The organism is Fibrella arboris (genome assembly GCF_041321095.1).
Classification (GTDB): Bacteria; Bacteroidota; Bacteroidia; order Cytophagales; family Spirosomataceae; genus Fibrella; species Fibrella arboris.
Genome location: NZ_JBGGWE010000007.1, coordinates 216851 through 241421 on the forward strand (window position 1 = coordinate 216851; position 24571 = coordinate 241421).

The window sequence follows — 24571 nt, forward strand, 5'->3', positions numbered from 1 at the left end:
CGGAACCGACAGAAGTACCGGCATTTCACCACACCTGCGATAAGTGACGCAGCCGAATCTATAGACCTGCCCTGAGGTAGGCCCAGCCCTGTTCCTGCTTCAGGATGAGCTCAGCCATGGCCATCGGTACTGTGCCGATAAACGGGAGAAGATCCGCTTCCGTCACTTTCTGCATGCGCATCGTGTTCTCGCAAGCGACCATCTTAACGTTCTTTTTCTGCACCAGCTCCTGAAGTATACTGGCGTATCTGGCCTTTTCGGTCAGGACCATAGCCAGGCCACCGCCGTGTAAAACCACTTCGACCTCGGCATCGGGCCAGCTTTCGCGCAGGTTGCGCAGGTTAGTAATAAGTGATCGCTGCGACAGGGTATCAGACGCTACAAACTGAAAAACAACCTTATGGCCTTTGCCTGTGTCCTGCGCCAGCATGGTCTGGTCAATACCGAGGGTAGCGGTCAGGAGCGAAAAAACGAACAGTACTGTTTTCATAACTCGGCTGTTTATCGATTAGGTGAACGACTGGGGATCTGCTGATCCTGCCAATTCTTTATTGGCTTGAACGGACCGAATTTATGCTGTTTTTCGGGAAAAGAATCGGCATATGGACCAAACGGATGGTCTATTGGTTTACCGGCAATGTTGGGCCAATCGCGGCTGAGATCCCTGGCGGGTCGTGGCATTGACTCGATGTAAGCGGCAATATCCCAGGCTTCTTCATCGGTCAGCGCCGGGTTTTCCCAGGTGGTGCCCTGGGGCATGTTTGTTTTGATGTAGCCGGCCAGACGGGAAATGCGGAACAGACCCGCCCCCTGATTAAAGCTATGCCGGCCCCACAGTGGCGGAAATGTATAGCCCGTTTTGCCCGCATTAGCCACGCCCTGACCGGTTAGACCATGGCAGGCGACACATTTCTGCGCATAGGCCAGTTTCCCCTTGCCAGGGTCAGCCGCCCGGTCGAGGTACGCCAGCTTCCAGATACCTGCTCCGGTGGGCGTTTCGCCTTTGGGTACGTTGCCGCCAACAGACAGGATATAGGCCACGATGGCTTTCATTTCCCGGCTGTTGCTATCGAGTGCTCTACCGTTCAGGCTTCGTTCAATACAGTCGTTCACCCGTTTCTGAACGGACTCAACCGTACCTGACCGTTCGCGGAATTTAGGGTAGTTGGCCGCCACAGCACGGTAGTTATTGCCCCAGGGTTTGGTGCCGGCCTCCAAATGGCAATTCTGACAATTCATGCCGTTAGACAAGGCCGCCACTTTTCCTTTTGGACCCAGGTACGTTGCCGTGTGCGCAATCAGCTCTTTTCCGTAGCTGATCAGGGCCGTGCTGGCTTTTGTAGTGTCCTGCCGGGTTGCCGCCGGCCCCGTTTGTGCAGCGTCCGACATAAAGCTGGCCGTACCTGTTAGTACCAGCAGACCGGCCAGCAGCCTTAAGGCTGGCTGTTGACTTCGGGTTGGTCTGTTATCGGCTTTTTCTGCATGCATAGCTCACCATCAGGGCTTTACTTGCCTGACACAGGCAATGTAGGAACAACCATTGATTCAGCAAGATAGGTGAAATTTACGGTATCAATAAGCGGCCGCCGTACCGCGTCGCCGCGACGTGAATAACGCAAAAACGCCATAGCGGTATACTATGGCGTTTTTCAGTACGAAAGATCAACCAGCGTCAGGCGGTTGTTTCTGCCTGCACAAGCGCTTGCTCTAACTGCCTGAGCGGCACCACACCCGACTGCCGCCAGACGATCTGCCCTTTCCGGAACAGAATCAACGTGGGCACGCCCTGAATGCGGTAGTTAGCGGCTGTCGCCGGGCTTTTATCAATGTCTATTTTCAGCACTCGCACGCGGTTGCCCATACGCGTAGCAAAGTCTTTCAGTACAGGAGCCATCGTTTTGCAGGGCCCGCACCATGCTGCGAAAAAATCGACGAGAACGGGCGTCTCCCCATTGATAAGCTCGCCGAAGGGTTGTCTTGTTGGCGCTTCCATATCAGTTCGTAAAGAGATAAGTAGGTACTGACCTGAATCAGCATGTCATGAACCCATTATACTACACCAGCGCCACATTGTTTATCAAAGCGCCAGCGGCGAGGCCTGTGCCGTGAAATTTTTAACGAAAACGGTAAAATCCAGATGCTGTCGTTCCCGGCTTTAACCGATCGGCAAATCAAACAGGTACTGGAGCACGTCGACCCGGCGCACTGAGCCTGCCCGTTAGTAACCCGTAGTTACTGGTAGCCGATTAAGACACAGTAGCCAGGCGACTGACGGAACAACACGCGATAGCGCATGAACGGGAAGGAGTTGGAATAAAGCAAGTTGGTTTATGCCGCAAGAGGATAACAAATAACTTTGTGGCTACTCCAAGTCCATCATGCGTTCTTCTCTTCTTTTCCTGGTCTGTTTAGGCCTGTATAGCACGCTTCAGGCCCAGACTCCAGCCCCTTTTGGCGCCGTCCCGTCGTCGCGGCAATTGCAGTGGCACCAGCTGAAATACTACGCTTTTGTCCATTTCAACATGAACACCTTCACCAATGAAGAGTGGGGGCATGGCACCGAAACGCCCGATATGTTCAATCCCTCGCAGCTCGACTGTCGGCAGTGGGCGCGGGTAGCGAAAGCTGCCGGAATGGAAGGCATCATTATCACGGCCAAACACCACGACGGATTTTGTCTGTGGCCCAGCCAATACACCGAGCATTCGGTAAAGAACAGTAAATGGCGCAATGGGAAGGGCGATGTGTTGAAAGACCTCTCGGCAGCCTGCAAAGAGTATGGCCTGAAATTCGGCGTTTACCTGTCGCCCTGGGACCGGAACCATCCCGCTTATGGTACGCCTGCCTACAACGAGGTGTTCAAGAATACGCTGAAAGAGGTGCTCACCCAGTACGGCGATGTGTATGAAGTCTGGTTCGACGGGGCTAACGGGGAAGGACCAAACGGAAAAAAACAGGTGTACGACTGGCCGGGCTTCGTCGCCACCGTGCGGCAGTATCAGCCCAACGCCGTTATTTTCAGCGATGCCGGCCCCGACATTCGCTGGGTAGGCAATGAAGATGGCTATGCCGGCGAAACGAACTGGAGTACCCTCAACCGTGACAAGGTGTACCCGGCCTATCCCAATTACTGGGAGCTGACGCTGGGGCATGAGGATGGGACCCATTGGGTGCCTACGGAAGTAAACTGCTCGATCCGGCCCGGCTGGTATTATCATGCCAGCGAAGACAACAAGGTGAAGTCGCTGGAACACCTGGTCGATATTTACTACAGCTCCATCGGACGCAACGGTAACTGGCTGCTGAACCTGCCCGTCGACCGGCGGGGGCTGGTGCATGAGAACGATGAAAAGCGCCTTATGGAACTGAAAGCCTATACCGACAAAGCGACCCACAATCTGGCAGGCGGTAAAAAGATTACCAGCAGCAGTGTCTTCCGAAAAACGTCGATGTTTGGTGCGGGCAACGTGCTGGATGGCAACCGGAACACCTACTGGGCTGCTGCCGCAACCGACAAACAGGCTGCGCTGGCGATCGACCTGGGCAAACAGACCACGCTGAACCGGTTGCTGATCGAGGAGTACATTGCCCTGGGGCAGCGGGTAAAAAAATTCACTGTCGCGGCTTTTCTGGACGGTCGGTACCAACCCATCGCTACCGGAACAACCATCGGAAACCGGCGTATACTACGTTTCTCTGCCGTCACGACCAATAAACTGCGCATCACCTTCGAGGAGGCCAAAGCCAGCCCATTGATTCGCCACGTCGAACTATACAACGCACCTGAACTGATGGTTACGCCGGTGATCAGACGCAGCAAAGACGGCCTGGTGACGATTGTGAGCCCCCGAACGACCGATCCGGTGATTACGTACACCGTCGACGGGACCGAACCGACCGCCAGCAGCACTCGTTTTAGTCAGCCATTTCCCTTACCCAAAGGCGGGACCATCAAAGCACGGGCGTTCATCGACAACATGAAGCAGGCCAGCAGCCCGGTAGCTACCGAATTCGATATCAGCGCGGCCAAATGGACGGTTGTTTCGGCCGGGATGCCGGCCGAAAGCAAAACCGCTGACCGCCTGATTGACGGTACCGGTGATACGTTTTGGCAGCAGCGAAAAAAGGACGATTCCCCCCTGTCCGTGGTAGTGGATCTGGGCGAAACGGTGCCTTTACACGGCATGACGTACCTACCCCGGCAGGATGGGCGCAAAGAAGGCATCGTGTATCGGTATGCCGTTTCGGTGAGTCAGGACGGTAAAAGCTGGTCGGCCCCGGTGAGTCAGGGCGCGTTTAGCAACATCAACAACAACCCGGTGCTTCAGTCCATTCGGTTTGAGAAGCCTTCGTCAGCGCGCTACATTAAGTTCGATGCCCTCGAAACTGCCAGCGCTACAGACGCCACTGTATCTATTGCCGAACTAGGCGTGTTGACTCACTAACGTCAGATCAGTTCGTTGTTTTGTAGGGCGGCTTCGTCAGTAAGGGTTGTCAGCGCGTTCTGGGTAAGCGACGTTTCCAGCTCTTTTCCTTCTTGGCGTGGGCTGTTTTTGCCTGTTGGCGACGGATCAGGCAAAAGGGTATTGATAAACGCAAGGGTATCGACAACGAGGCCCGGAAAAAGGCCATGAATTGCCCCGGCAAACTTGGCCGGAAGCGAAATGATCCGCTCGGCATCACCGTAGCGGGTGGCCTCAATGATCTCATTGGCAACATGCTCGGCACTGACCGACAGACCCGGCAACGAATCGCCGATTTTGAACCAGGCATATTCTTTTTCGTGCTGACCACGTACCTGTGCCTGTCGGGGGCTACCCGTGCGGATCAGGCCGGGACAGATGGTCGTGACAAATACGTTATCGCGAGCCACCTCGGCCCGAAGCCCTTCCGAGTACCCAACCAGGGCAAACTTACTGGCCGAATAAGGCAGCAGGTGCGGCACCGATACCTTGCCGCCAAACGAAGCTACGTTGACAATCCGCCCGGATTTCCGCTGCTGCATATCGGGTAATACGGCATTGGTGGCGTGATAAGCGGCCCAGAAATTGGTGTTCATGGCGTCGTGGAAATCATCGTCGGTGGTGTTGGCGTATGGTCCCGCCATGATCACTCCCGCGTTATTGATCAACACATCGACCGGACCTAACTGCTGATTGACCGCCTCGAAGAAACCAGCCAGCGCTGTTTTGCTGGTCAGATCGCAGGCGTGGGTGTATACTTCCCCGCCATAGGTATGTAGCTCCGATGCGGCAGTGTCGAGCGTTTCCTGTGTGCGGGCGCAGATAGCCAGACGGGCTCCTTCCCGGGCTAACTGTCTGGCCATAACCAGCCCCAGACCGCGCGAACCGCCCGTGATAACGACGACTTTTTCCCGGAAATCGATTTTCCGATTGCGGCGTTGGACGGCCCGGAAAGCAACCAGAGCCCCCACGCCAACTATACTCCAGAGTAACGTTTGCTTTGCCATAACTGAGTTGTTTACAACAAAACAACGGCTGGCGCAGGGCGGCGCGGGAACTGACGGAGTGGCCCCTTACAGCTTCGTGTATACCACGTCGGCAAAATAGTGGCGGCAGTCGGTGAACCAGTGTGTCTGCGTAAACCCGGTCTGGTTGGCCAGGTGCTGAATTCCCTCACGGGTAAATTTTCGGGAAATCTCGGTGTGGATAATCTCGCCGTAATCGAACGCCACACGCCGATCGAGTGCCCTAATGTTGACGGTCTGTTTTGTTTGACTTACCAGATAGCTACGTGCTTCACCCGTTTCGGGGCTGTAGATTTCGTAATGATCAAAAGCGGCCAGGTTAAAGTCGGCGTCGAGTTCGCGGTTGATGCGGCGAAGCAGGTTCAGGTTGAAGGCTTTCGTCAAGCCCTGCCGGTCGTTGTAGGCGGCGTGGATTACGGCGGGGTGCTTTTGCAGGTCGAACCCCGTCAGTAGCAGATCACCCGGACGCAGCAATGCCGACAACTGGGTATAAAATTCGAGGGCGCCTTCGGGCGTGAAATTGCCGATGTTCGATCCCAGAAAGAGCACCACCTGCCGGGGTGTGTCGGCCCCGTCGTAGGTACGTTCGGCAATCCGGGCCAGCGCATCCGTGTAGTCGCCATGTTGGGGACTCACCGTGAGGGTCGGCAGTTTCCGGGTCAGATCATCGGTCAACTCATCCAGCGCCGTTTCCGAAATATCGACGGGCGAGTAGCTGAACCGGGCGTTGTGCCCCACGAAATGGGTGAGCAGCACCTTGGTTTTTAGCCCATCGCCCGCCCCCAGTTCGATCAGATCAAAAGGACGGTCATCGGCAGCGAACAGGTTGAGCCACTGGTCTTTGTAGTTGTCAATGATTTCGTATTCGCTGCGGGTGAGGTAATACTCGGGCAAGTGCATGATCTCACTGAACAGACGGCTCCCTTCGGCATCATAGAAAAAGCGCGACGACAGGCGTTTAGGATGCTGGGTCAATCCTGAACGTACCTCGTCGGCCAGGGCGGTGCTAATCAGGTACGTTGTGTCGGTATGGTCTGGAAGCATATTCGTTAGGGTAAAGCCAACTGACTAGTGAACCAGTCGAATGCCGGTGTATTGCCACTGCTTGTCGGGTTGGAAAAAGTTGCGGTACGTGGCACGAACCGAATCGGGTGGGGTAGCTACGGAAGCACCCCGCAAAACCATCTGCCCGCTCATGAATTTGCCGTTGTATTCGCCCACGGCCCCCGGAACGGTTTTGAAACCAGGGTAGGGGAGATAGGCCGAGGCCGTCCATTCCCACCGTTGGCCCCAGTTCAGGTTACCTGGCGTGGCGGCTGTTTCCCACTCGAATTCGGTAGGCAGGCGCATCCCCCGCCAGCGGGCATAGGCGTCGGCTTCGTAGAAATTGACATGGCAAACCGGCGCGTCGGGGGCAATGGGTTCCAGGCCGCCAAAGGTGTAGTGGTGCCACTGCCCGTCTAGCTTATGCCAGTACAGCGGCGCTTCGGCTTTAGTGGCATTCACCCAGGCCCATCCGTCGGCCAGCCAGTGCTGAAACTGCTGGTAGCCGCCTGCTTCCATAAAGTCCAGGTACTCGGCATTGGTCACCAGATTACCCGCCAGCCTAGTGTCGTTTAGATACACCTTGTGCACACCCAGTTCGTTGTCGAACGAAAAGCCATTTCCCTGATAGCCAATGGTATATAGGCCCTCCGGAACCAAGACCGATGTACCTGGCTGTTCGGGCGTATGCTCGGTAACGGGTATCGCCAACGCCGGGAACAGCGGGTTATGCCCCAGTGTATATTTGATGTCAGTGATCAGTAGTTCCTGGTGTTGTTTTTCGTGTTCGAGCCCCAGCACAACCAGCGCATGCAGGTCATCAGCCAACTCGTTCTCGGTCAGGAACCGGTTCATGTGTTCGTCCACATAATCGCGGTAGCGATATACGTCTGCCACCGTGGGGCGGCTCAGGTTACCGCGCATGGTACGCAGTGTGCGGCGACCAACGGTTTCGTAATAGCTGTTGAAGACGTAGTTGAACTGGTCGTTGAACACCCGGTAGTCAGGTACGTTCGGGATAAGGACAAACGTTTCCCAAAACCAGCTGGTATGGCCCAGGTGCCATTTGGGCGGGCTGGCATCGGGCATGGGCTGCACCACAAAATCTTCGGTTTCCAGGCCCGAACATAGCCGTACTGACTGGTCGCGTACCTGGTGAAAGGCATCGGCCAGCGCGGTAATTACTGACTGTAACTGCATAGAATCGATAAAGTGAGCGGATTGAGCTTTCTGAGGAATAATCTATTCGCTGACTCGACAAGCCGATAGACTTAACAACTAGAAGTCAAACTAATTATCGGGAATAATGGTGTCGATACATCAATAAAATAATATGGAATGGGCCATACAGGCGAACAACCCAACCGGTTGGCCTCTAGTTGTGTTAGTAGCTGACTCATCAACTCAACACGAATCGTATGGCTACGCCTAAACCAGATTATTATGGTATTGACTTTCGTGAGCATCCCGAGAAATATCGGGTAAGCGTGGGCGAAATGGGGGTGCTCACCGCAATGCCCTACAAGGCTGAGATATTGCCATTTTGGCGATTCAAAGATCCAGACGCCGCCCGCGAATCGTCGGAGAAAATCTACCAGCTCTTTCTGGATTACAAGGCCAACCACGATTTCATTGGCATGGACATGGCCCGCAAATTCCTGCAAATGGGCTACACCCGGTCGCGGCGCTACGCCAACCACAAAGGCGGCAAGAAATATGATGGTCCCGTTCCCGCCGATAAAAAAGGCCAGTCGGGTGCGCATGGCCGGGCGCAGTTGCCGCGCAGTGAAGAAGATCCCGTGAAAGCAGCGTCGGCCCGGATTTTCTACGCCAAATACCTTGAAGCCCGCGAAGACCCGGAGTACAAACGTCAGAAAAAGGAATGGCAGGAGAAATATGGGTGATGTGAGCGAAGTTTGCAGTGGCTACGATGCTTCACACTGTTGTGACCGTTGTCGCCTGCCTCGTTCTCCGTTGTCGCCTGCCTGTGGCGAGTGACAACGGAGAACGAGGCAACGTAGTTAATTCTGTAAAACGCCCTCACTTTGTACCCCATGCTCCTTCAACTCGTTAACGCTACCTTCCGACAAACAGGAAATAAGACGTACCCACCCCTCAGTTTTACCCTGAATGCCGGGGAACATTGGGCTATTATGGGGCCATCGGGTTCAGGGAAAAGCTTGTTGCTGGACGTGCTGGCGGGGCGTACTACGTTGCAGAGCGGCCAGCTACTGCATCCGGTTGGACCGCTGAAAACCTCAGTTGAGCTGGTCGCGCGTGATTACTCGTTCGACTGGCGGATTGCCAGCGCGGCGCAATTCTATCAGCAACGGTACAATACCCAAACCGTCGATACGGCGCCGACCGTTCGTGATGTCCTGCAAGGTCAGGTACGTCCCCCCGGCACGATCGATCTGGCATCAGCCCCCGTTCCCCCACCGGCCTATACCGAGGCCTGGCTGATCGAGGTGGCAACTCAACTCAACATAACGTACCTGCTCGACCGGCGGTTGACGTCACTATCCAATGGCGAAACCCGCCGGACACTGCTGGCCCGCTCGCTGCTGAAACGTCCCCGCATATTGCTGCTCGACAATCCATTTGTGGGCTTAGACGCCGACAGTCGCGCCCAGTTACACGAGACCGTGAACCGGGTAGCGCAAGCGGGCGTGTCGCTGGTGATGGTTGTCGATGAGCGCGACGTACCGGCGTGTATTACCAACCGGCTGGTGCTGGAAGGGGCGGGGGACGCAGTAGGGCCTGGGCTTTTAGCCCCAGGCCCTACTGCGTCCCCTACCCCCTTCACTTATGCCGTACAGATGCGGAACGTGACCATCCGGTATGGTGAAAAAACGGTGCTGCATGGCATCGACTGGGCTGTGCGGCGGGGCGAAAAATGGGCGTTGCTGGGTGCCAACGGATCGGGGAAAAGTACGCTGCTGAGTCTGATCACCGCCGACAATCCGCAGGCCTACGCCAATGATTTTGACCTGTTCGACCGAAAACGCGGCACTGGTGAAAGCATCTGGTCGATCAAGGCGCACATCGGGTTTGTCTCGCCCGAACTCCATCTGTATTTCCCCCGGCAGCTAAACGTGTGGGACGTGGTGGCGTCTGGCCTGTTCGATACGATGGGCCTGTTCCGAAAACTGACGCCCGAGCAACGTACCCGGATCGATGAACAACTTCGGCAACTTGGGCTTAATGAACTACGCGACGAGCTATTAGCCGCCCTGCCGGTAGGCCAGCAACGGTGGGTATTGCTGGCCCGGGCGCTGGTCAAAAGACCACCCTTGCTGGTCCTCGATGAGCCTACGCAGGGGCTCGATGCTACTCAAACAGCACAGTTCCGGCAATTGGTGGAGCAGCTTTGCGCCGTGAACCCGGCCCAGACGCTGATCTACGTAACCCACTACACCGACGAGCTGCCGGCTGCCATTACCCATACCCTTCGCCTCGATAGCGGGCGGATCGTGGCCTGACCTATTGTTTGCGCTGATTCTTTGCGACCTTTGCGGCTTCAACCGGCAGACAACATTCCATGATTCTTTTAGACGGTAAACTCCTTTCTGCGCAGATCAAGCAGGAAATCGCGGCCGAGGTCGCCCAGATCAAGGCCGAGGGCGGCAAGATTCCGCACCTTGTCGCTATTCTTGTCGGCACGGCAGGCCGCTCGGAAACCTACGTGGCCAGCAAAATGAAAAGTTGCGAAGAAGTTGGTATGCACTCGACGCTGATCCGTTTCGATGATGACGTGACTGAAGCTGAACTGCTCGCTGCTGTAGAAGACGTGAACAACAACCCCGACATGGATGGGCTGATCGTTCAGCTTCCGCTACCAAAACACGTCAATACGGATCTGGTGATGGAGGCGATCAACCCCGCCAAAGATGTTGACGGGTTCCATCCAACCAACGTGGGGCGCATGACAAAAGGCTTACCGGCCTACGTGTCGGCTACGCCGCAGGGCATTCTGGAGATGCTGAAACGCTACGATATTCCCACCAGCGGCAAGCATTGCGTGGTGGTGGGTCGCAGTCAGATTGTGGGGCTGCCCATGAGCATTCTGATGCAGCGCAACGGCTACCCCGGCAATTGCACGGTAACGCTCACCCACTCGAAAACGCAGAATCTGGCCGAGATCTGCCGTACCGCTGATATCCTGATCGCCGCCCTCGGTAAACCCGAATTCGTTACTGCCGACATGGTGAAAGACGGTGCCGTGGTGATCGATGTAGGCCTCGAACGCGTGCCCGACGCCAGCAAGAAAAGTGGATTTGCCCTCAAGGGTGACGTGAAATTCGACGAAGTAGCGCCCAAAACCAGCTACATCACCCCCGTTCCCGGCGGCGTAGGCCTCATGACGATCTGCTCACTCATGCAGAACACCGTCAAGGCCGCCCGGCGCGAAGTGTACGAGTAAGCCGATGGATCATCTACAATTCAAAAGATACAGCTGTGTATAGCTTCGTGATTAAAACTAGACCTAAATCATACAATAGCTGGGGGAGTACTACGGTTGCGAAGAAGAAGAGCTATATACAACGTATTGAGAAGGCATTTTCCACTTCTTACCCCGGACATATCCCCCTTAATAAAGATCTATATGGCCTAGTTTATCATTTTTATAAAGAATCTGGAGGACATGATGCTGACAATATAAGTAAGCCAGTTTGGGATTGTTTGAGAGGAATTCTGTACGATGATGATAAACGTGTTAAAATGCGGATCGTCGGCAGTTTTGAAATGACCACTGATTACATTACTGTTATTGGATCTTCAGGCCTTTCTGGTAAGTTGATAGCCGAGTTGCTCGACGCATTGGAAACCGAAGACCATTTACTTTATGTTGAGTGTGGTACCTTCTCGCCTGCTATGATTCAACTAAACATTGCACAAAATGCAAATTAGACCTCAATACCTGCAGCGCTATATGCACGATATTGCTGTAGAACAGTTAATGGCTGATTATCAGGCTAAAGGCTATCAAGTTGCTAAAGAAGAAAAGGTTGGCGAGTATAGGGCTGACCTTGTGGCTAGAAAAGCGGATGAGGTGGTTGTTTTTGAAGTGAAAGTGGGGAAGATGACACCACAAAAGCGGGCGCAGATTGTTGGTCTAGGTGATTATGTGCGCGCACAGAAAAACTATAAATTTTTAGTGGTTGTAGCTACGCCTCCCAAACCGAAGAAAATCGCTATTCCCAATTTAGATGAACTTCTCTATGAGTATATAGTCGATCATTTTCCTGATGAACTAAACTCTCTTTCTTCTCTTACTCGGATAGAAAATGTAGTTGACACTATTGTTGATGAGTTAACCTTGCTGGAGGAAGGTGGGTTTGAAGCAAAGGGAACCGGAACTGTAGAAATTGAACTTCAATACGGTCCAACCAATGATGCATCATTAAGCGACGATAGTTTTCCGTTTACATTTGAGATTAAACTGAATCAGAACGACCGGAACGAATTGATTCTTGACGAGGTAATCCAACTGCATGTTGATACATCCTCATGGGATGAATGACGTTCACCTTACTTTATAGATGGCAAAGAGGCGCTGCCGGGTACGTACCCGGCAGTGCCTCTTTTTAGCTGAGAAAGGGTATTGATCAATGACGACCTTTCTGCACCTGAATAAAGGTTCCGTCGGTGGCAAACGTCAGTTCAGCCAGCTGATTGTTGCTTTGCTGAATGATTACCTTGAACTGGCCCGTTGGGTTTTTACCGGCTACTTTAATGGTTGACCCAGCATAGTTGGTACTGATGTAGGAGGTAATAGGGGCGGGCAGCGTAGCGGCATCAATGACACTGTAATTGCCTTTGATCCCCCGCACTACTTCCTGCGCAAACGTGCCGTCGATGTTGAACAACAGGGCTTTACGGGTTGTGCCGTCGGCCAGCGTGATCATCACGATGTAGCCACGCGTAGCATCTTTACCGGCTGAATTAATCGTTGATCCCGCATACGAAGCACTGATAGCTGATGTGATGGCGGCTGGCAGATCGGCAACAGCTACCTGGCTCAGGCTATCACGACCATGCCCACCGGGACCATGCCCGCCGGGGCCTTTGCCACCACCCGGTCCGTCGCGCAAGGCGAGTTCTTTGTTGAAAGTGCCATCGGCATTGAAGAGCAACGTTGTCCGGGTCGAATTCTGCGTAAGGGCAACCAGGAAATTCCCTGCGTCATCTTTGGCTGCATAATCGATCGTAGCACCGGCATACGACGCGCTAATGGCCGAGGTGATCGTGGCAGGCAGGTCAGTAACGGCAATCTTGGTGATGTTCTTCTTGCAGTAGAAGCCAGTGGTATCGCCCGATAAGCGGGCCGATGCGGTCGTGGTATCAGGAACCACCTGTTGCGAGTTGTTGCAACCCCAGAGAGTTAGGCTAAAGAGGGCGATGAAGCCCAGGAAATACGTCGTTTTCATTTGCTATTTTGTGTTTATTATAGCCCTGATTACGACGATATATTCCGGGACGTTGCAGCCGTTTAGATTAATTTTTGATGAACAATTTAGTTGAGCCAAATTCGTTTTCATGCGCTTGTGCCTGACCGCGAGGCGGTGATAAATAGCGTGTTATTCACTGGCTAACTAACTGATGATAAGTAAATTAGCTATGCTGTAATGGCTTTGCCTAAGCCAATCAATAAACGCGCTGTTTAGATTGCGATTTGTTAGGGAATTAGCGCCTAATCCGTGAACTTGGCTCAATGAAAAAGCCCATCCTTCAGTGCCTTTTTGCACTTCAACTGCTCGTGTCAACTGCTGTTTTTGCCCAGCCTGCCAGTCTGTCGGAGAAACGGCTTACCCTGCTGACCTTTGGGGATAGCAACGGTACATTTCCGCACAGTTGGCCACAGCAACTCAGGCTCGCGCTTCCGAATGCGGTGGTGCATAACATCAGCCAATCGGGGCGAACGATCGGGTTTGTCAACAATGGCGACAGCACACTGAATGCCCTGTTGGTTACTGGGCAAAACCTGAAAAAAGCCGCCGAACTGACGGGCTCCCAACCCTACGATTTCATTGTGATCGAACTGGGTACCAACGATGGTAAAGCTATTTTTGCTGACCGTCAGGCAGACGTCCCTGTTAATCTGGGAAAGCTGATCGAGCTGATCAAACATTGCCCGTACACAGTCATTCAGAAGGCCAGAATAATCATTATTTCGCCCCCGCCCTACGGAATGAAAGCGGAAGCCACGGCGAAATATGCTGGTGGTAGCCAACGCGTAAAAGCCATGTCGAAGGCCTTCAAAAAAGTAGCGCGGCAACATGGTTGCCTCTTCGTCGACGGCTTCCGAACGCCTGGTCTCGACATCGAAACCATGACCGCCGACGGCCTTCATCTGGATGCCACTGCTTCCCGAAAACTCATCGAACCCGTTGTGGCGCTGATGGTGAAGTGAAAGCCTGCCCTGTGTCTTCTGTTTACTGTCTTCTGTTGCGCTGCTAAGAAGCTGTTTGAGTTAGCAAAATCGTCGCGTAGCCGCACCGGCGGACCGGACCCAACAAAACGCTAGATTGTTAGGTCCGGTCCGCCGGTGCGGCTACGCGACGGAAAATTAACTCAAACAACTTCTAATGAAATAGGTCGCGGATACGCGGAGCAACAGTAAACAGAGCTTTTCAAAAACCAATATCCAGCACCAGCGGTTGCAGGAGGTATTGGCCCGTGCGGATGCTGTAGGTGGTGCGGAGGCCTAGTTCCAGCGGGGTACGGAGCCGGAGCGGATTGAAGACGACCGAGAGATCAGCCCCGACTGTCCAATCGTAGGAACTGGATGGAACGATAGCGCGCGGAACACCCCGGCTGTCATACTGTACTAACCTGCTGGTACCCCGGGCGTAATCGGAGAAAACCCCGCCTTTAAGGCGCTGAATGTAAAGGAGCCGGGTAAGCGACAGATGCATGTCGGCGAGGGGGAGGCGGTAGTCACCACCGAATACCGCCAGATTGTCGAACGGAATATAGGCGGCACCGCGTGGATAGAGTACGCTGGCCTGGAACCGGTACAACTTGTTGGCGTCGGGTGTGCCCCACTGGTATTGATAGGCACCCCGCAACGTGATGTAATGATGCTTGCCAATGCCCGGCAAGAACACGTTCATCGACGTACCCCACTGTAAACCTGTCAGGCTGCCTGCCTTCGCGAACGGTGTGCTGCGTACCTGCGTGCTTACCGCGACCCCCAGCCGTGGCCCCACGTCGCGGCGATTCTGGCGTAATGTCAGCGCGTAATTGGCCCCGTAGGTCATTGTGTGCAGGGAGCCATTACCCGTTTCAGTGAACAAACGGCCCGGCAAATCGTAGCCGCTGACCTGCAAAAATCCGTAGTAAGCCGACAGATTAGCGCTTTGGTTGAACCGCGATTGGGTTAACTGAAAAGGCAGCCGAATACCCGCCGTTACCTGATTGTACCGCCACGTGTCGGTACGGAGGCTGTCGAGCGGGTTGTAGCGATCGAGGTAATAGGAGGTCCGCCGGTTGCCGGTCTGGAAACCCAGGTCGAGCACCGGATACAGGCCCTGATAGCTCAGATTGGCCGCAAAGCCACCCACCTGCTCACTCTGATTATACGTATAGGCCGCCGTGATCTGCGTAGTAGCCAGCAAATCCTGTGACTGGATACCCACATTCAGCGCCTGCCCGTTCGACGAAAACACGGGGCCCCAGCTATAAATAGTCAGCGGATGCGCCAGCCGACGATAACGTTCAGGTGCCGAAACTGGTGAAGGAGCAACCGAGTCATTGGCAATGGGTGCGATCGTTTGCGCTCCAGCGTTGAGCAGTGGCCCAAAATAACGAGTAGCCTGGTCGGTAACGGTGCCGGGCTTGGTACGGTCCGACGGTTCAACGGGTGTCCAGGCAGCGGGGTCGAGCGGCATTTCGGCGATGCGGAATCCATGCGTGTCGTAGTCCTGAAATGCAATCCACTGACCGCGTGCACTGCCGGCTGACATAGCCGCATGATAAGCCCCGAATGGCCGCGACGTTACCTGTACCACCTGCCCCGACGCCACATCGACCCCGTAGATATTGTCGATGCCTGAGCGGGGCGAATTGAAGAGAACAAAGGCGTTGGTGTACGGTTGCGGGTGGCTCAGGTTTTCGGTTGACACAGGCAGTAAAGCCCGTTTCTGCCCGTTCCGCGTATCGATCAGTTCAATGGTTTTTCCGGCCTTCGACAGCGTCACCGTCACAATGGCGTCGAGGTTGAACCAGCGTGGATGAATGTACAGATCATTGGTGGGATTAGGCAACACGGTCAGTTCGCGGCCAGTTTTGGTGTCGAGCACCACCAGGCGATTCTGGTTATCGGTGTCGTTGCGAACGGCAATGAGCTTGCTGTTGTCGGGCGAGAGGGCCACGGCTTTGTAACGGCTGCGTCGCGTCAGGCGGGTGAGCTTGCCGGAAGCCAGATCGAGCACCCGGATTTCGGCGAAAAGTTGCTGGCCCCAGCGCGGGTCGTACCGGTTTTCGATCCAGCAGGCTTTTTGTGAGGTTGCCGAAAAGTGATCGGGATTTTCCAGAATGAGCCCCTGCGTGTACACCCGTTTTTCAACGCCATTGCGGGTTAGCATCACCAGCTTCGGAATGTCGCCAAGGCCGCTTTTCAGGCATAGAATGGTGCTGTCGCTCAGATACTGCGGGTTGCGATAATTGGTGAAAACGGGCCGGGATGTGTGCGCTTTTTCGGCCGAAACCGGGTATAGTGTTGCGGGCGTAATGGTCAGCGAAGCCTGTCTCTTTTTCCATGTTTCGATCAGGTCTGCCACCGATTCATTGTACAGATCGTCAACGCGGGTTCCTGTCGGGTTTTCGCCTGATTTTGTGACCTGCTTCAGCCCGTTCGAGAACGAAAACGGGTAAAAAGGAAACTGGGTGTAGATCCGGTTCAGGGCTTTGCTCCAGGCATCGGGGCCGTAGGTACGTTTCAGTTTGGTGGTGAGGAAGTAGCCTAACTCATAGTGGTTAGGTACGTTATCGCGGAACGAGCCGCCAACGGCTTTGGCGTAGCTAAACGGCGGGCGGGTCAGGAGGTTGGTTCGGGTGGCCAGTTCAAAAGCCGGGATCCGTCCCCGGCCACTGCGGGTCAGAATGGTTTCGGTGCCCACCGCATCGCCCTCCAGAAACCAGCCCGGCGTCACCACCTGCGACGGAAACCCCAGCCCCTGGGCACCCAGCAGCGTGTACAGGATTCGCCCGTAGCCTTGCAACGCTTTTTCGTACTGCACAATATGGCGGTATTCATGCACGGCCAGCAGGTCGGTCCAGGTCAACGTACCCAGCAGGGCCGGGTCTTGCGGCGGCGACGTAAAAAATTCGGCCCGACGTGGATACAGCGTAGCAAACGCATTGCTGACACTGGTCTGATTTTGCAAAATGACCGATACCGGGCGGGGTCGCCGGTCCAGCCCGGCGCTGACCGGTTCGTAGACCTGTTCGAGACGCTGGGCCGTTCGTTTCGCCGGTTGGTCAAATCCTTCGGGGTACAGCACCTTGAAATGCGGCGTTTCGATCCGGTACCAGCGGAGCGAGGTGGGGTTCTGGCTCAGAATCGGCAGCGTTTGGGCCGTAGCGGTCAAGGTTGCCAAAAGGGCAGCGGCAAGGAGGCGAAATTGCATAAAGCGAAGTACGCGAAAAAACCGCAAGTCGAGGCAACGTACCTGCGTGGTTGCTGGGAGCAAGCCCTGGTTGGGTCGGGAATAGACCGGTCTAAGCGCCCCGTATAACGCCCCCTGCCTTACAAACGACTAACTTTTTCGATCAAATTCTTGTTAGTCTATAAAACAACAAGACTCAACATACTGATGAAAAATGCCCTTTTGTTGCTTGCCTTTGTGGTGGGCTTTAGCGCCTGTGCCCCGCGTGTGGCGGTTGACAAGGCCAACGTCGATTTCTCGAAATACCGCACGTTCGCCTGGATGAACTCCGATGTGAAAGGCTCACAGAATCCGGTATACTATAACCAGCTGGCTACCGAACAGGTGGAGAATACGGTAGCCGCCGAGTTGGCCAAAAAAGGCCTGAAAGAAGTTCCCCGCCGTCCCGATCTGCTGCTAGGCTATCACTTCTTTGTTGAAGAAAAAACCCGTACCGTAGCCAACAATACAAGCCCTTACGGCTTTTATGGTCCATACACGGGCTGGGGTCGTTGGGGCTATGCTGGCTGGGGACCCGGCTGGAATGGCTTTGGCGGTACGCAATACACGCAGGAAAAGTATGATGCCGGTACTGTGGTTGTCGATATGGTCGATGCCCGCACGAAACGGTTGATCTGGCGTGGTGCTGTACAGAATGCCGTGAGTGACCCGACCAAGATTAGCCAGAACCTGGCCAAGCAGGTTGAACGCATCGTGGAGCAGTTCCCGCAGATACGCGGCTAACTACTGAAGCAATAAGTTTGAAACCCCGCCTCGATCGAGGCGGGGTTTTTGCGTTATTTTGATCGAGTTGAGGGGCCGTTAATGTGATTGGTAGGTGGTGTATTGCTGACGCTGGGTTCTAATTTGCGTTACTCTATCAGAACGCCGCCTGGCCTTGTAGCTTTGTGTGGTTAAACGATCGTCATTCTTGAACCTCCCTGTTTTTCTTGCCAGCCGGGTGCGTAATGCGCCACTGGGTAGCTTCTCGGCCACGGTTACGCGCGTGGGCATTGCCAGTGTAGCCATTGGTCTGGCCGTATTGATCGTGGCCTTTAGTATTCTGTTTGGCTTCAAACGGACTATTCAGCAGAAAATTTTTGCCTTCGGTGCTCATTTGCAGGTGGTCAAATTTTCGGGCAATGTCTCCTACGATGCGCCCCCTATTTCCAGCTCAGATCCCGCTTTTGCCCGTATCAAGGCACTGCCCGATGTACGACATATTCAGGGAGTGGCCACTAAAGCGGGGATTCTACAAACCAGCGACGACCTGTCGGGCGTAGTGATGAAAGGCGTTGGCCCCGATTATGACTGGCAACTCTTTGGCGAATCGCTGGTGGCGGGTAAACTGCCGAATTTCGATTCGGCGGCTACAAATGGCTATTCCACTCAACTGCTCATCAGCCAAACCATTGCCAATCAGCTTCGGCTGGCGGTGGGCCAATCGGCGATCTTGAACTTCACGGGGCTGGGCGAGGGGGCAACGGGGCTTCGGCCGCGCAAAATGACCATTGTTGGTATCTACGAAACGGGCCTGGAAGAAGGCGACAAAACGTTCGTAATCGGCGACCGCCGACTGGTGCAGCGCCTGAATAACTGGGGAGCCGATTCGGTAGGAAGCTACGAAGTGTTCGTCCGAGATTTTTCTCAGCTCAACCAAACGTTTGCACGTGTGCTGAACCAGATTCCCCCTGAGATGCGGGTTGTCAAGGTTACCGATCAATATGGTATGCTGTTCGACTGGATGGTGCTGCTCGACCGAAACACCGCCGTGTTCATTATCCTGATCATGTTCGTGGCCTGCTTCAACATGGGCTCCGTGCTGCTGGTGCTCATGATGGAACGTACCCCGATGATTGGCCTCTTAAAAGCCCTCGGAAGCCCCAACGCCCTGCTCCGGCGCATGTTTGTGGTCGTGGGCCTGAACATCGTTGGCTGGGGCCTGTTCATCGGAAACGCGGTCGGGCTAGGCCTGTGCTGGCTTCAGTACCAGTACAAACTCATTCCGCTCGACGCCAAAAACTACTACATGACCTACGTACCCATCGTCTGGGACTGGCCCGTTATCGGCCTCATTAACCTGGTCATCATCGTGCTCATCGCCGTAGCACTCTGGATTCCCACCCTCATCGTCAACCGCATCGACCCCGTGAAAGCGCTGGTGTTTAAGAAATGAGTTAAGAAGTTACCGTATACCCCTGCTGCTGAATCATGAGCTTGTTATCCGCAACCGGTAGCCAGGCTAATAGTTATGCCATGCCCGACATAAAAGAGATAAAATAGTTCGACGCATAAACACCGAGCAAAATCAATAAAATATCCTGCGATTTTTTGTCAGATTGGATATCGTAATTATAGTCGAATTTACTCCAGCTAAATTTTGGGTCTAGTTGAATCAACCTTTCTCCAGCCTTATTTTCAATTACGAATTTATTGTAAAACATGCCTGTTGGTTTCAGCATATATTCTTGCCCATCCCGAAAACTAATCGAAATGTGTCCACGCCAATTCATAGTTAAGTTGGCTAATTCAGCTCCATTCTTTGTGACTGAAACGCCTGTTTTGAAAAAGCCAACTGGTTGTATGCTAATGAATTCTGAATTCTGTAGCTTGATTTTCGCTTTAAAGGAAAATAAGTGCTCGTAAATCAGTTCACCTAACTGCTGGCTGTTTTCAGTTAGCTGAAAGGTCTTTCTGTTTGTCGATTTCGTTTCCATTTTATTTGATTTTCAATTGGTGACTTGATAATCGGGTAACTATACTGACCGCTAATTTTTTAGCCTGGGCCATTGCGCTAGGAAATGTTCAATTCTTAACTTCTTTCACGCTATATCCTTGTTTCCGTAATAGCGCGATCACGCCTTTCTCACCGCCGAGGTGACCGGCTCCAAAGGCGAAGAAGGTAGGCTTGCTGGCGGCCGCTTTTTCGATGACCGGAATCCAGTTCTGGTTACGTTTTTCCAGCAGATCGGCCTCAAAATCGTCTAGTCCGTCGTACTTGCTGTCTTTCATCTGCTGCATCATCGCCGTAATATCCTGCGATTTGTAGGCGTCCAGCAGCTTGGTAAGCTCCTGTTTAGCCTCGTCGGGCTTCCGTGCCATATCGACCAGCATGGCTACCTGCTTATCCATCGGGATTTTGTCGAACACAGCCATCTGATCGCCAATCGTTTCCAGACCAAGTATCTCTTTTTTGTCTTTGCTGGCCAGTTGCATCAGCGTCAGGTCGTAGGAGGCGGGCTGACAACCCAGTGCGCTCATGGCCAGAAACGAGTACATGCCGATGGGTTTAATGGCCGATAGTGCTGCCATGCTCATGCCCGAGTTTTTTTTCAGGTACGTATCCAGCATCGTATAGTCATCGGCCGACAGGTAGTCTTTAAGCGTTTTGCCGTTGGTAAACATCAGCCCCTGCATCATGGTCGCCTGCAGGGTCGGGTCGTCCATGTCGATTTCCAGATACAGCTGTTTCGTATCAGAAACGGCTTTTTTCATGGCGTCGGTGATGACCAGATCGGTGGGGCAAACGAGGTGGAATGTGCCGTAGAGATAGGAGGGAGCGGTGAGGCTTTTGCCCGTCACTTCATAGAGCAGCGAATTGTCTGTCTGGCAAAACGCGTTGGTAGCCAGCGCAACGAAGGCCGTGGCAAGCGCTAGGTAAGCTTTCATATAGACTGGGTTTATTGACTGCCGTCTGTCGGTACACAAAGGTAATCTCGCCAGCCACTTGCACGTTTCACTGGCTCAGACTTTGGGATAAACGGCAGAAAGGATGGGACGAAACCGGTATCTTTGACCTATGATTACTTCATCCGAACAACCCCAAACGTCGGCCGCCATTGTCACTCCGACCCGGCTTCGGCTGGTGACTGCCGCGTCACTCTTCGACGGACATGATGCCGCCATTAACCTCATGCGGCGACTGTTGCAATCGTCGGGAGCGGAGGTGATTCACCTGGGTCATAACCGGTCGGTGGCCGAGATCGTTGATTGCGCCATTCAGGAAGACGTGCAGGGCATTGCCATCACCAGCTACCAGGGCGGGCATCTTGAGTTTTTTAAATACATGTACGACCTGCTTCAGGAACGCGGCGCAGGGCATATCAAACTATTCGGCGGTGGCGGCGGCACTATTCTTCCCCGCGAAATAGAGGAATTACACGCCTACGGCATTGCCCGCCTCTACAGCCCCGATGATGGTCGTACGCTCGGCCTGCAGGGCATGATCGATGACCTGCTGGCGCGATGCCGGGAGCAGGGGCCGGGGGGCCGGGGGCCCGGAGCCGGATCCACGATTCAGCCTGATCTTACTGACTTTTCGACTATTGCCCGGCTTATTACCCTGGCCGAAAATGGCCAGCCCTACGCCGCTCGCCCCTTGCTCAGTTCTCCACCCGTTCTCGGTATTACCGGTACGGGTGGCGCGGGCAAATCGTCGCTGGTCGATGAACTGATTCTGCGCTTCCTGCGAACGTACCCAGACAAGACCATGGCGATCATCTCGGTCGATCCGTCAAAACGGAAAACGGGCGGCGCTTTGCTGGGTGACCGGATCAGGATGAATACGCTGAATCCGGCCGTCAGTCAGGGACGGGTATACATGCGGTCGCTGGCCACGCGGCAGGCTAATCTGGCGCTCAGTCGGCACGTGCAGGATGCGATCGACATTTGCAAAAGCGCAGGTTTCGATCTGGTCATCGTGGAAACGTCGGGCATTGGCCAGTCAGATACCGAAATCACTGAACATGCCGACAAAACGCTTTATGTGATGACGGCCGAGTATGGCGCAGCCACGCAGCTGGAAAAGATCGATATGCTCGATTTCGCCGACCTCATCGCCATCAACAAATTCGACAAGCGCGGTTCGCTCGATGCCCTGCGCGACGTACGCAAGCAGTATCGCCGCAACCATAACGACTGGGACACCCCCGACGAGCAACTGCCCATCCTGGGCACCATGGCCGCCCAGTTCAACGACGCCGGTATGAACGAGTTGTTTAGCCGAGCGATGGCATTGCTGGAGGAAAGGGGGAACGGAGGAAAGGAGGAAGGAGTTTCTGACAGCCCCCCTTCCTCTTCTCTTCCGTTCCTCCGTTCCTCCTCAATAATCCCGCCCGACCGGGTACGTTACCTGGCCGAGATTGTGGAGGAAAGCCGCCGTTACGACCGGTTCGTGACGGAACAGGCTACGCTGGCGACGAAGTTGTACCAACTGGATGGTGTCTTGGCGATGACCTCACCCCCCAGCCCCCTCTCCTCAAAACGAGGAGAGGGGGGGGCACTTCTACGTTCCAGTGTTCAGGAGAATGATCGCGTAGACAACAGTTCTCTTGAACCAAATTCTGAAAATATACCGGAAGGCAGGAATACCCCCCCCTCTCCTCAGAACGAGGAGAGGGGGCTGGGGGGTGAGGTCCAGGCCCTCTACGGTCAGTTCGCGGCGCAACTGCACCCGGAAGCCCGCGCCTTGTTGCAGCAGTGGCCCGACATGCAGCAACGCTACACGGCCGATCAGTACGAGTTTAAAGTCCGCGACAAGGTAATTCGCCAGCCGCTGTACACCGAAACGTTATCGCACCTCCGAATTCCGAAAGTAGCGTTGCCGAAATATTCCGACTGGGGCGATGTGCTACGCTGGCTCATGCGTGAGAACGTACCCGGCGAGTTTCCCTACACGGCCGGTGTATTTCCCCTGAAGCGTGAAGGCGAAGACCCGACGCGGATGTTTGCCGGTGAAGGCGGGCCCGAACGAACCAATCGCCGGTTCCACTACGTCTCGAAAGGCATGCCTGCCAAACGACTGTCTACTGCCTTCGATTCGGTGACCCTCTACGGCGAAGACCCCGCCCTGCGCCCCGATATTTTCGGTAAAGTGGGCAACTCGGGCGTTAGCATCGCTACGCTCGATGACGCCAAAAAACTCTATTCCGGCTTCGACCTCTGCGACCCTGCCACCAGCGTGTCGATGACCATCAACGGCCCCGCGCCCATGCTGCTGGCCTTCTTTCTGAACGCGGCCATTGATCAGCAGGTGGAGAAGTGGTTGGAAGGGAAGGAGGAAAGGGAGAACGGAGGAAAAGGAGAAGGGGAGCTGTCCAGGACTCCTTCCTCCGTTCTGCCGTTCTTCCCTTCCTCCCCCTACCAGGGTTCGCTACCCGACGGTAATAACGGCCTGGGGCTGGCGCTGCTAGGGACTACCGGCGATAAGATTATGCCGGCCGAGGTGTATGAGCAGATCAAAGCCGATACGCTGCGCAAAGTACGTGGCACCGTGCAGGCCGATATTCTGAAGGAAGATCAGGCGCAGAATACCTGCATTTTCTCTACCGAATTTGCCCTGCGCATGATGGGCGACATTCAGGAATATTTCACGCAGCACCGCGTTCAGAACTTCTATTCGGTGTCTATTTCGGGCTACCACATTGCCGAAGCAGGGGCCAATCCGATCAGTCAGCTGGCGTTTACGCTCTCGAATGGCTTCACGTTCGTAGAATATTACCTGAGCCGTGGCCTGCCTATCGACGACTTCGCCCCCAACCTGTCGTTCTTCTTCTCGAACGGCATGGACCCCGAATACACGGTGTTGGGCCGGGTGGCGCGGCGCATATGGGCCAAGGCGATCAAGCACAAATACAACGGCAATGACCGGAGCCAGAAGCTAAAATACCATATTCAGACGTCGGGACGGAGCTTGCACGCGCAGGAAATTGCCTTCAACGATATCCGTACCACGTTGCAGGCGTTGCTGGCCATTTACGATAATACCAATTCACTGCACACCAACGCCTACGACGAAGCGATCACCACGCCAACGGAGGAATCGGTGCGGCGGGCTATGGCCATTCAACTGGTGATCAACCGCGAATTTGGCCTGACCAAAAATGAAAATCCGTTGCAGGGATCATTCGTGGTGGAAGAACTGACCGACCTGGTGGAAGAAGCGGTGTATCAAGAATTCCTGGCCATCAACGAGCGGGGAGGTGTGTTGGGAGCCATGGAACGGATGTACCAGCGAAGCAAAATTCAGGAAGAATCGATGTATTACGAGACACTGAAACACAACGGTCAGTTGCCCATCGTTGGTGTCAACACGTTCCTTGACCCGAATGGCTCGCCCACCATCACGCCGACCGAAGTGATTCGCAGCACCGACGAGGAGAAACGCGCCCAGGTAGATAATGTCCGCCAGTTCCGGGAGCGCAATGCCGGTGCCGCCGAGGTAGCGTTGCAACAACTTCAGAAAACGGCCTTAACCGGTGGCAACCTATTCGCCAGCCTGATGGACGCTGCTAAAGTCTGCTCACTGGGTCAACTCTCACAAGCCCTCTACGCCGTGGGCGGGCAATACCGACGGAACATGTAGGTGTGTTGCTTCACACTAGCAAAC

General features: G+C 54.5%; 20 protein-coding genes. 10 read left to right on the top strand and 10 right to left on the bottom strand.

Annotation, left to right across the window (positions count from 1 at the left end; all coding sequences use genetic code 11):
• Positions 1-58: 58 nt before the first annotated feature.
• From ACAW75_RS14460 to trxA, 3 genes are all read right to left on the bottom strand, one after another.
• Complete coding sequence (locus ACAW75_RS14460; protein ID WP_370729439.1) at positions 59-490, bottom strand: DsrE family protein; 432 nt, start codon at positions 488-490, stop codon at positions 59-61.
• Between the two features lie 11 nt (positions 491-501).
• Positions 502-1488, bottom strand: coding sequence for a c-type cytochrome (locus ACAW75_RS14465; RefSeq protein ID WP_370729440.1), 987 nt, complete (start codon positions 1486-1488; stop codon positions 502-504).
• Between the two features lie 184 nt (positions 1489-1672).
• Entirely contained in the window at positions 1673-1993 is a 321-nt protein-coding gene (gene trxA / locus ACAW75_RS14470) for a thioredoxin (protein ID WP_370729441.1), read from the bottom strand.
• A 385-nt stretch (positions 1994-2378) separates the two neighbouring features.
• Between trxA and ACAW75_RS14475 the strand changes: the two genes are divergently transcribed.
• Positions 2379-4445 (top strand): alpha-L-fucosidase, encoded by a 2067-nt coding sequence (locus ACAW75_RS14475; RefSeq protein WP_370729442.1) that lies wholly within the window; start codon positions 2379-2381, stop codon positions 4443-4445.
• 2 nt (positions 4446-4447) lie between these two features.
• On the opposite strand, the gene ACAW75_RS14480 is transcribed toward ACAW75_RS14475, so the two are convergent.
• From ACAW75_RS14480 to egtB, 3 genes are all read right to left on the bottom strand, one after another.
• Positions 4448-5470, bottom strand: a complete 1023-nt coding sequence (locus ACAW75_RS14480; protein WP_370729443.1) for an SDR family NAD(P)-dependent oxidoreductase — start codon at positions 5468-5470, stop codon at positions 4448-4450.
• Between the two features lie 66 nt (positions 5471-5536).
• Positions 5537-6532 carry an L-histidine N(alpha)-methyltransferase gene (gene egtD, locus ACAW75_RS14485; RefSeq protein WP_370729444.1) on the bottom strand — a complete coding sequence of 332 codons (996 nt, stop codon included), beginning with the start codon at positions 6530-6532 and terminating at the stop codon, positions 5537-5539.
• Between the two features lie 24 nt (positions 6533-6556).
• Positions 6557-7732: an ergothioneine biosynthesis protein EgtB gene (egtB, locus tag ACAW75_RS14490; protein ID WP_370729445.1), complete on the bottom strand. Its 1176-nt coding sequence runs from the start codon at positions 7730-7732 to the stop codon at positions 6557-6559.
• A 218-nt stretch (positions 7733-7950) separates the two neighbouring features.
• Here egtB and ACAW75_RS14495 point away from each other — a divergent pair, with 218 nt between their 5' ends.
• The 5 genes from ACAW75_RS14495 to ACAW75_RS14515 all read left to right on the top strand — a co-directional run bounded on the left by ACAW75_RS14495 (position 7951) and on the right by ACAW75_RS14515 (position 12056).
• Positions 7951-8436, top strand: coding sequence for a DUF4385 domain-containing protein (locus ACAW75_RS14495; RefSeq protein WP_370729446.1), 486 nt, complete (start codon positions 7951-7953; stop codon positions 8434-8436).
• A gap of 150 nt (positions 8437-8586) precedes the next feature.
• Positions 8587-10014, top strand: coding sequence for an ATP-binding cassette domain-containing protein (locus tag ACAW75_RS14500; protein ID WP_370729447.1), 1428 nt, complete (start codon positions 8587-8589; stop codon positions 10012-10014).
• A 59-nt stretch (positions 10015-10073) separates the two neighbouring features.
• Entirely contained in the window at positions 10074-10955 is an 882-nt protein-coding gene (locus tag ACAW75_RS14505; protein WP_370729448.1) for a bifunctional 5,10-methylenetetrahydrofolate dehydrogenase/5,10-methenyltetrahydrofolate cyclohydrolase, read from the top strand.
• Positions 10956-11002: 47 nt separating this feature from the next.
• On the top strand, positions 11003-11443 hold the full coding sequence (locus tag ACAW75_RS14510; protein WP_370729449.1) for a RusA family crossover junction endodeoxyribonuclease: 441 nt from the start codon (positions 11003-11005) through the stop codon (positions 11441-11443).
• On the top strand, positions 11433-12056 hold the full coding sequence (locus ACAW75_RS14515; RefSeq protein WP_370729450.1) for a pPIWI-associating nuclease domain-containing protein: 624 nt from the start codon (positions 11433-11435) through the stop codon (positions 12054-12056). Before ACAW75_RS14510 ends, ACAW75_RS14515 begins: the two co-directional genes overlap by 11 nt.
• Positions 12057-12141: 85 nt before the next feature.
• On the opposite strand, the gene ACAW75_RS14520 is transcribed toward ACAW75_RS14515, so the two are convergent.
• Positions 12142-12963 carry a PepSY-like domain-containing protein gene (locus ACAW75_RS14520; RefSeq protein WP_370729451.1) on the bottom strand — a complete coding sequence of 274 codons (822 nt, stop codon included), beginning with the start codon at positions 12961-12963 and terminating at the stop codon, positions 12142-12144.
• Positions 12964-13247: 284 nt separating this feature from the next.
• Between ACAW75_RS14520 and ACAW75_RS14525 the strand changes: the two genes are divergently transcribed.
• Positions 13248-13946, top strand: a complete 699-nt coding sequence (locus ACAW75_RS14525; RefSeq protein WP_370729452.1) for a GDSL-type esterase/lipase family protein — start codon at positions 13248-13250, stop codon at positions 13944-13946.
• Positions 13947-14166: 220 nt separating this feature from the next.
• Here ACAW75_RS14525 and ACAW75_RS14530 read toward each other — a convergent pair whose 3' ends face one another.
• Positions 14167-17166, bottom strand: a complete 3000-nt coding sequence (locus ACAW75_RS14530; RefSeq protein ID WP_370729453.1) for a hypothetical protein — start codon at positions 17164-17166, stop codon at positions 14167-14169.
• Between the two features lie 186 nt (positions 17167-17352).
• On the opposite strand from ACAW75_RS14530, the gene ACAW75_RS14535 reads away from it, so the two are divergent.
• Both ACAW75_RS14535 and ACAW75_RS14540 read left to right on the top strand, forming a co-directional pair.
• On the top strand, positions 17353-17928 hold the full coding sequence (locus ACAW75_RS14535) for a DUF4136 domain-containing protein (protein ID WP_370729454.1): 576 nt from the start codon (positions 17353-17355) through the stop codon (positions 17926-17928).
• A 187-nt stretch (positions 17929-18115) separates the two neighbouring features.
• Positions 18116-19360, top strand: coding sequence for an ABC transporter permease (locus tag ACAW75_RS14540; protein ID WP_370729455.1), 1245 nt, complete (start codon positions 18116-18118; stop codon positions 19358-19360).
• 73 nt (positions 19361-19433) lie between these two features.
• Here the strand turns inward: ACAW75_RS14540 and ACAW75_RS14545 are convergent, their stop codons facing one another.
• The gene (locus tag ACAW75_RS14545) at positions 19434-19901 is read right to left on the bottom strand and encodes a hypothetical protein (RefSeq protein WP_370729456.1); all 468 of its coding nucleotides are present in this window, start codon (positions 19899-19901) and stop codon (positions 19434-19436) included.
• A gap of 88 nt (positions 19902-19989) precedes the next feature.
• Positions 19990-20853: a TraB/GumN family protein gene (locus tag ACAW75_RS14550; protein WP_370729457.1), complete on the bottom strand. Its 864-nt coding sequence runs from the start codon at positions 20851-20853 to the stop codon at positions 19990-19992.
• A 130-nt stretch (positions 20854-20983) separates the two neighbouring features.
• Here ACAW75_RS14550 and ACAW75_RS14555 point away from each other — a divergent pair, with 130 nt between their 5' ends.
• Positions 20984-24547, top strand: coding sequence for a methylmalonyl-CoA mutase family protein (locus ACAW75_RS14555; RefSeq protein ID WP_370729458.1), 3564 nt, complete (start codon positions 20984-20986; stop codon positions 24545-24547).
• The last annotated feature ends 24 nt before the right edge of the window (positions 24548-24571 follow it).

Bases quoted from the DNA above. Each gene is read 5' to 3' on its own strand.
- ACAW75_RS14555 (WP_370729458.1), top strand. From the start codon at position 20,984: ATGATTACTTCATCCGAACAACCCCAAACGTCGGCCGCCATTGTCACT.
- ACAW75_RS14530 (WP_370729453.1), bottom strand. From the start codon at position 17,166: ATGCAATTTCGCCTCCTTGCCGCTGCCCTTTTGGCAACCTTGACCGCT.
- ACAW75_RS14535 (WP_370729454.1), top strand. From the start codon at position 17,353: ATGAAAAATGCCCTTTTGTTGCTTGCCTTTGTGGTGGGCTTTAGCGCC.
- ACAW75_RS14520 (WP_370729451.1), bottom strand. From the start codon at position 12,963: ATGAAAACGACGTATTTCCTGGGCTTCATCGCCCTCTTTAGCCTAACT.
- ACAW75_RS14480 (WP_370729443.1), bottom strand. From the start codon at position 5,470: ATGGCAAAGCAAACGTTACTCTGGAGTATAGTTGGCGTGGGGGCTCTG.
- ACAW75_RS14515 (WP_370729450.1), top strand. From the start codon at position 11,433: ATGCAAATTAGACCTCAATACCTGCAGCGCTATATGCACGATATTGCT.
- ACAW75_RS14500 (WP_370729447.1), top strand. From the start codon at position 8,587: ATGCTCCTTCAACTCGTTAACGCTACCTTCCGACAAACAGGAAATAAG.
- egtB (WP_370729445.1), bottom strand. From the start codon at position 7,732: ATGCAGTTACAGTCAGTAATTACCGCGCTGGCCGATGCCTTTCACCAG.
- ACAW75_RS14475 (WP_370729442.1), top strand. From the start codon at position 2,379: ATGCGTTCTTCTCTTCTTTTCCTGGTCTGTTTAGGCCTGTATAGCACG.
- ACAW75_RS14525 (WP_370729452.1), top strand. From the start codon at position 13,248: ATGAAAAAGCCCATCCTTCAGTGCCTTTTTGCACTTCAACTGCTCGTG.
- ACAW75_RS14505 (WP_370729448.1), top strand. From the start codon at position 10,074: ATGATTCTTTTAGACGGTAAACTCCTTTCTGCGCAGATCAAGCAGGAA.
- ACAW75_RS14550 (WP_370729457.1), bottom strand. From the start codon at position 20,853: ATGAAAGCTTACCTAGCGCTTGCCACGGCCTTCGTTGCGCTGGCTACC.
- egtD (WP_370729444.1), bottom strand. From the start codon at position 6,532: ATGCTTCCAGACCATACCGACACAACGTACCTGATTAGCACCGCCCTG.
- ACAW75_RS14495 (WP_370729446.1), top strand. From the start codon at position 7,951: ATGGCTACGCCTAAACCAGATTATTATGGTATTGACTTTCGTGAGCAT.
- trxA (WP_370729441.1), bottom strand. From the start codon at position 1,993: ATGGAAGCGCCAACAAGACAACCCTTCGGCGAGCTTATCAATGGGGAG.
- ACAW75_RS14545 (WP_370729456.1), bottom strand. From the start codon at position 19,901: ATGGAAACGAAATCGACAAACAGAAAGACCTTTCAGCTAACTGAAAAC.
- ACAW75_RS14465 (WP_370729440.1), bottom strand. From the start codon at position 1,488: ATGCATGCAGAAAAAGCCGATAACAGACCAACCCGAAGTCAACAGCCA.
- ACAW75_RS14460 (WP_370729439.1), bottom strand. From the start codon at position 490: ATGAAAACAGTACTGTTCGTTTTTTCGCTCCTGACCGCTACCCTCGGT.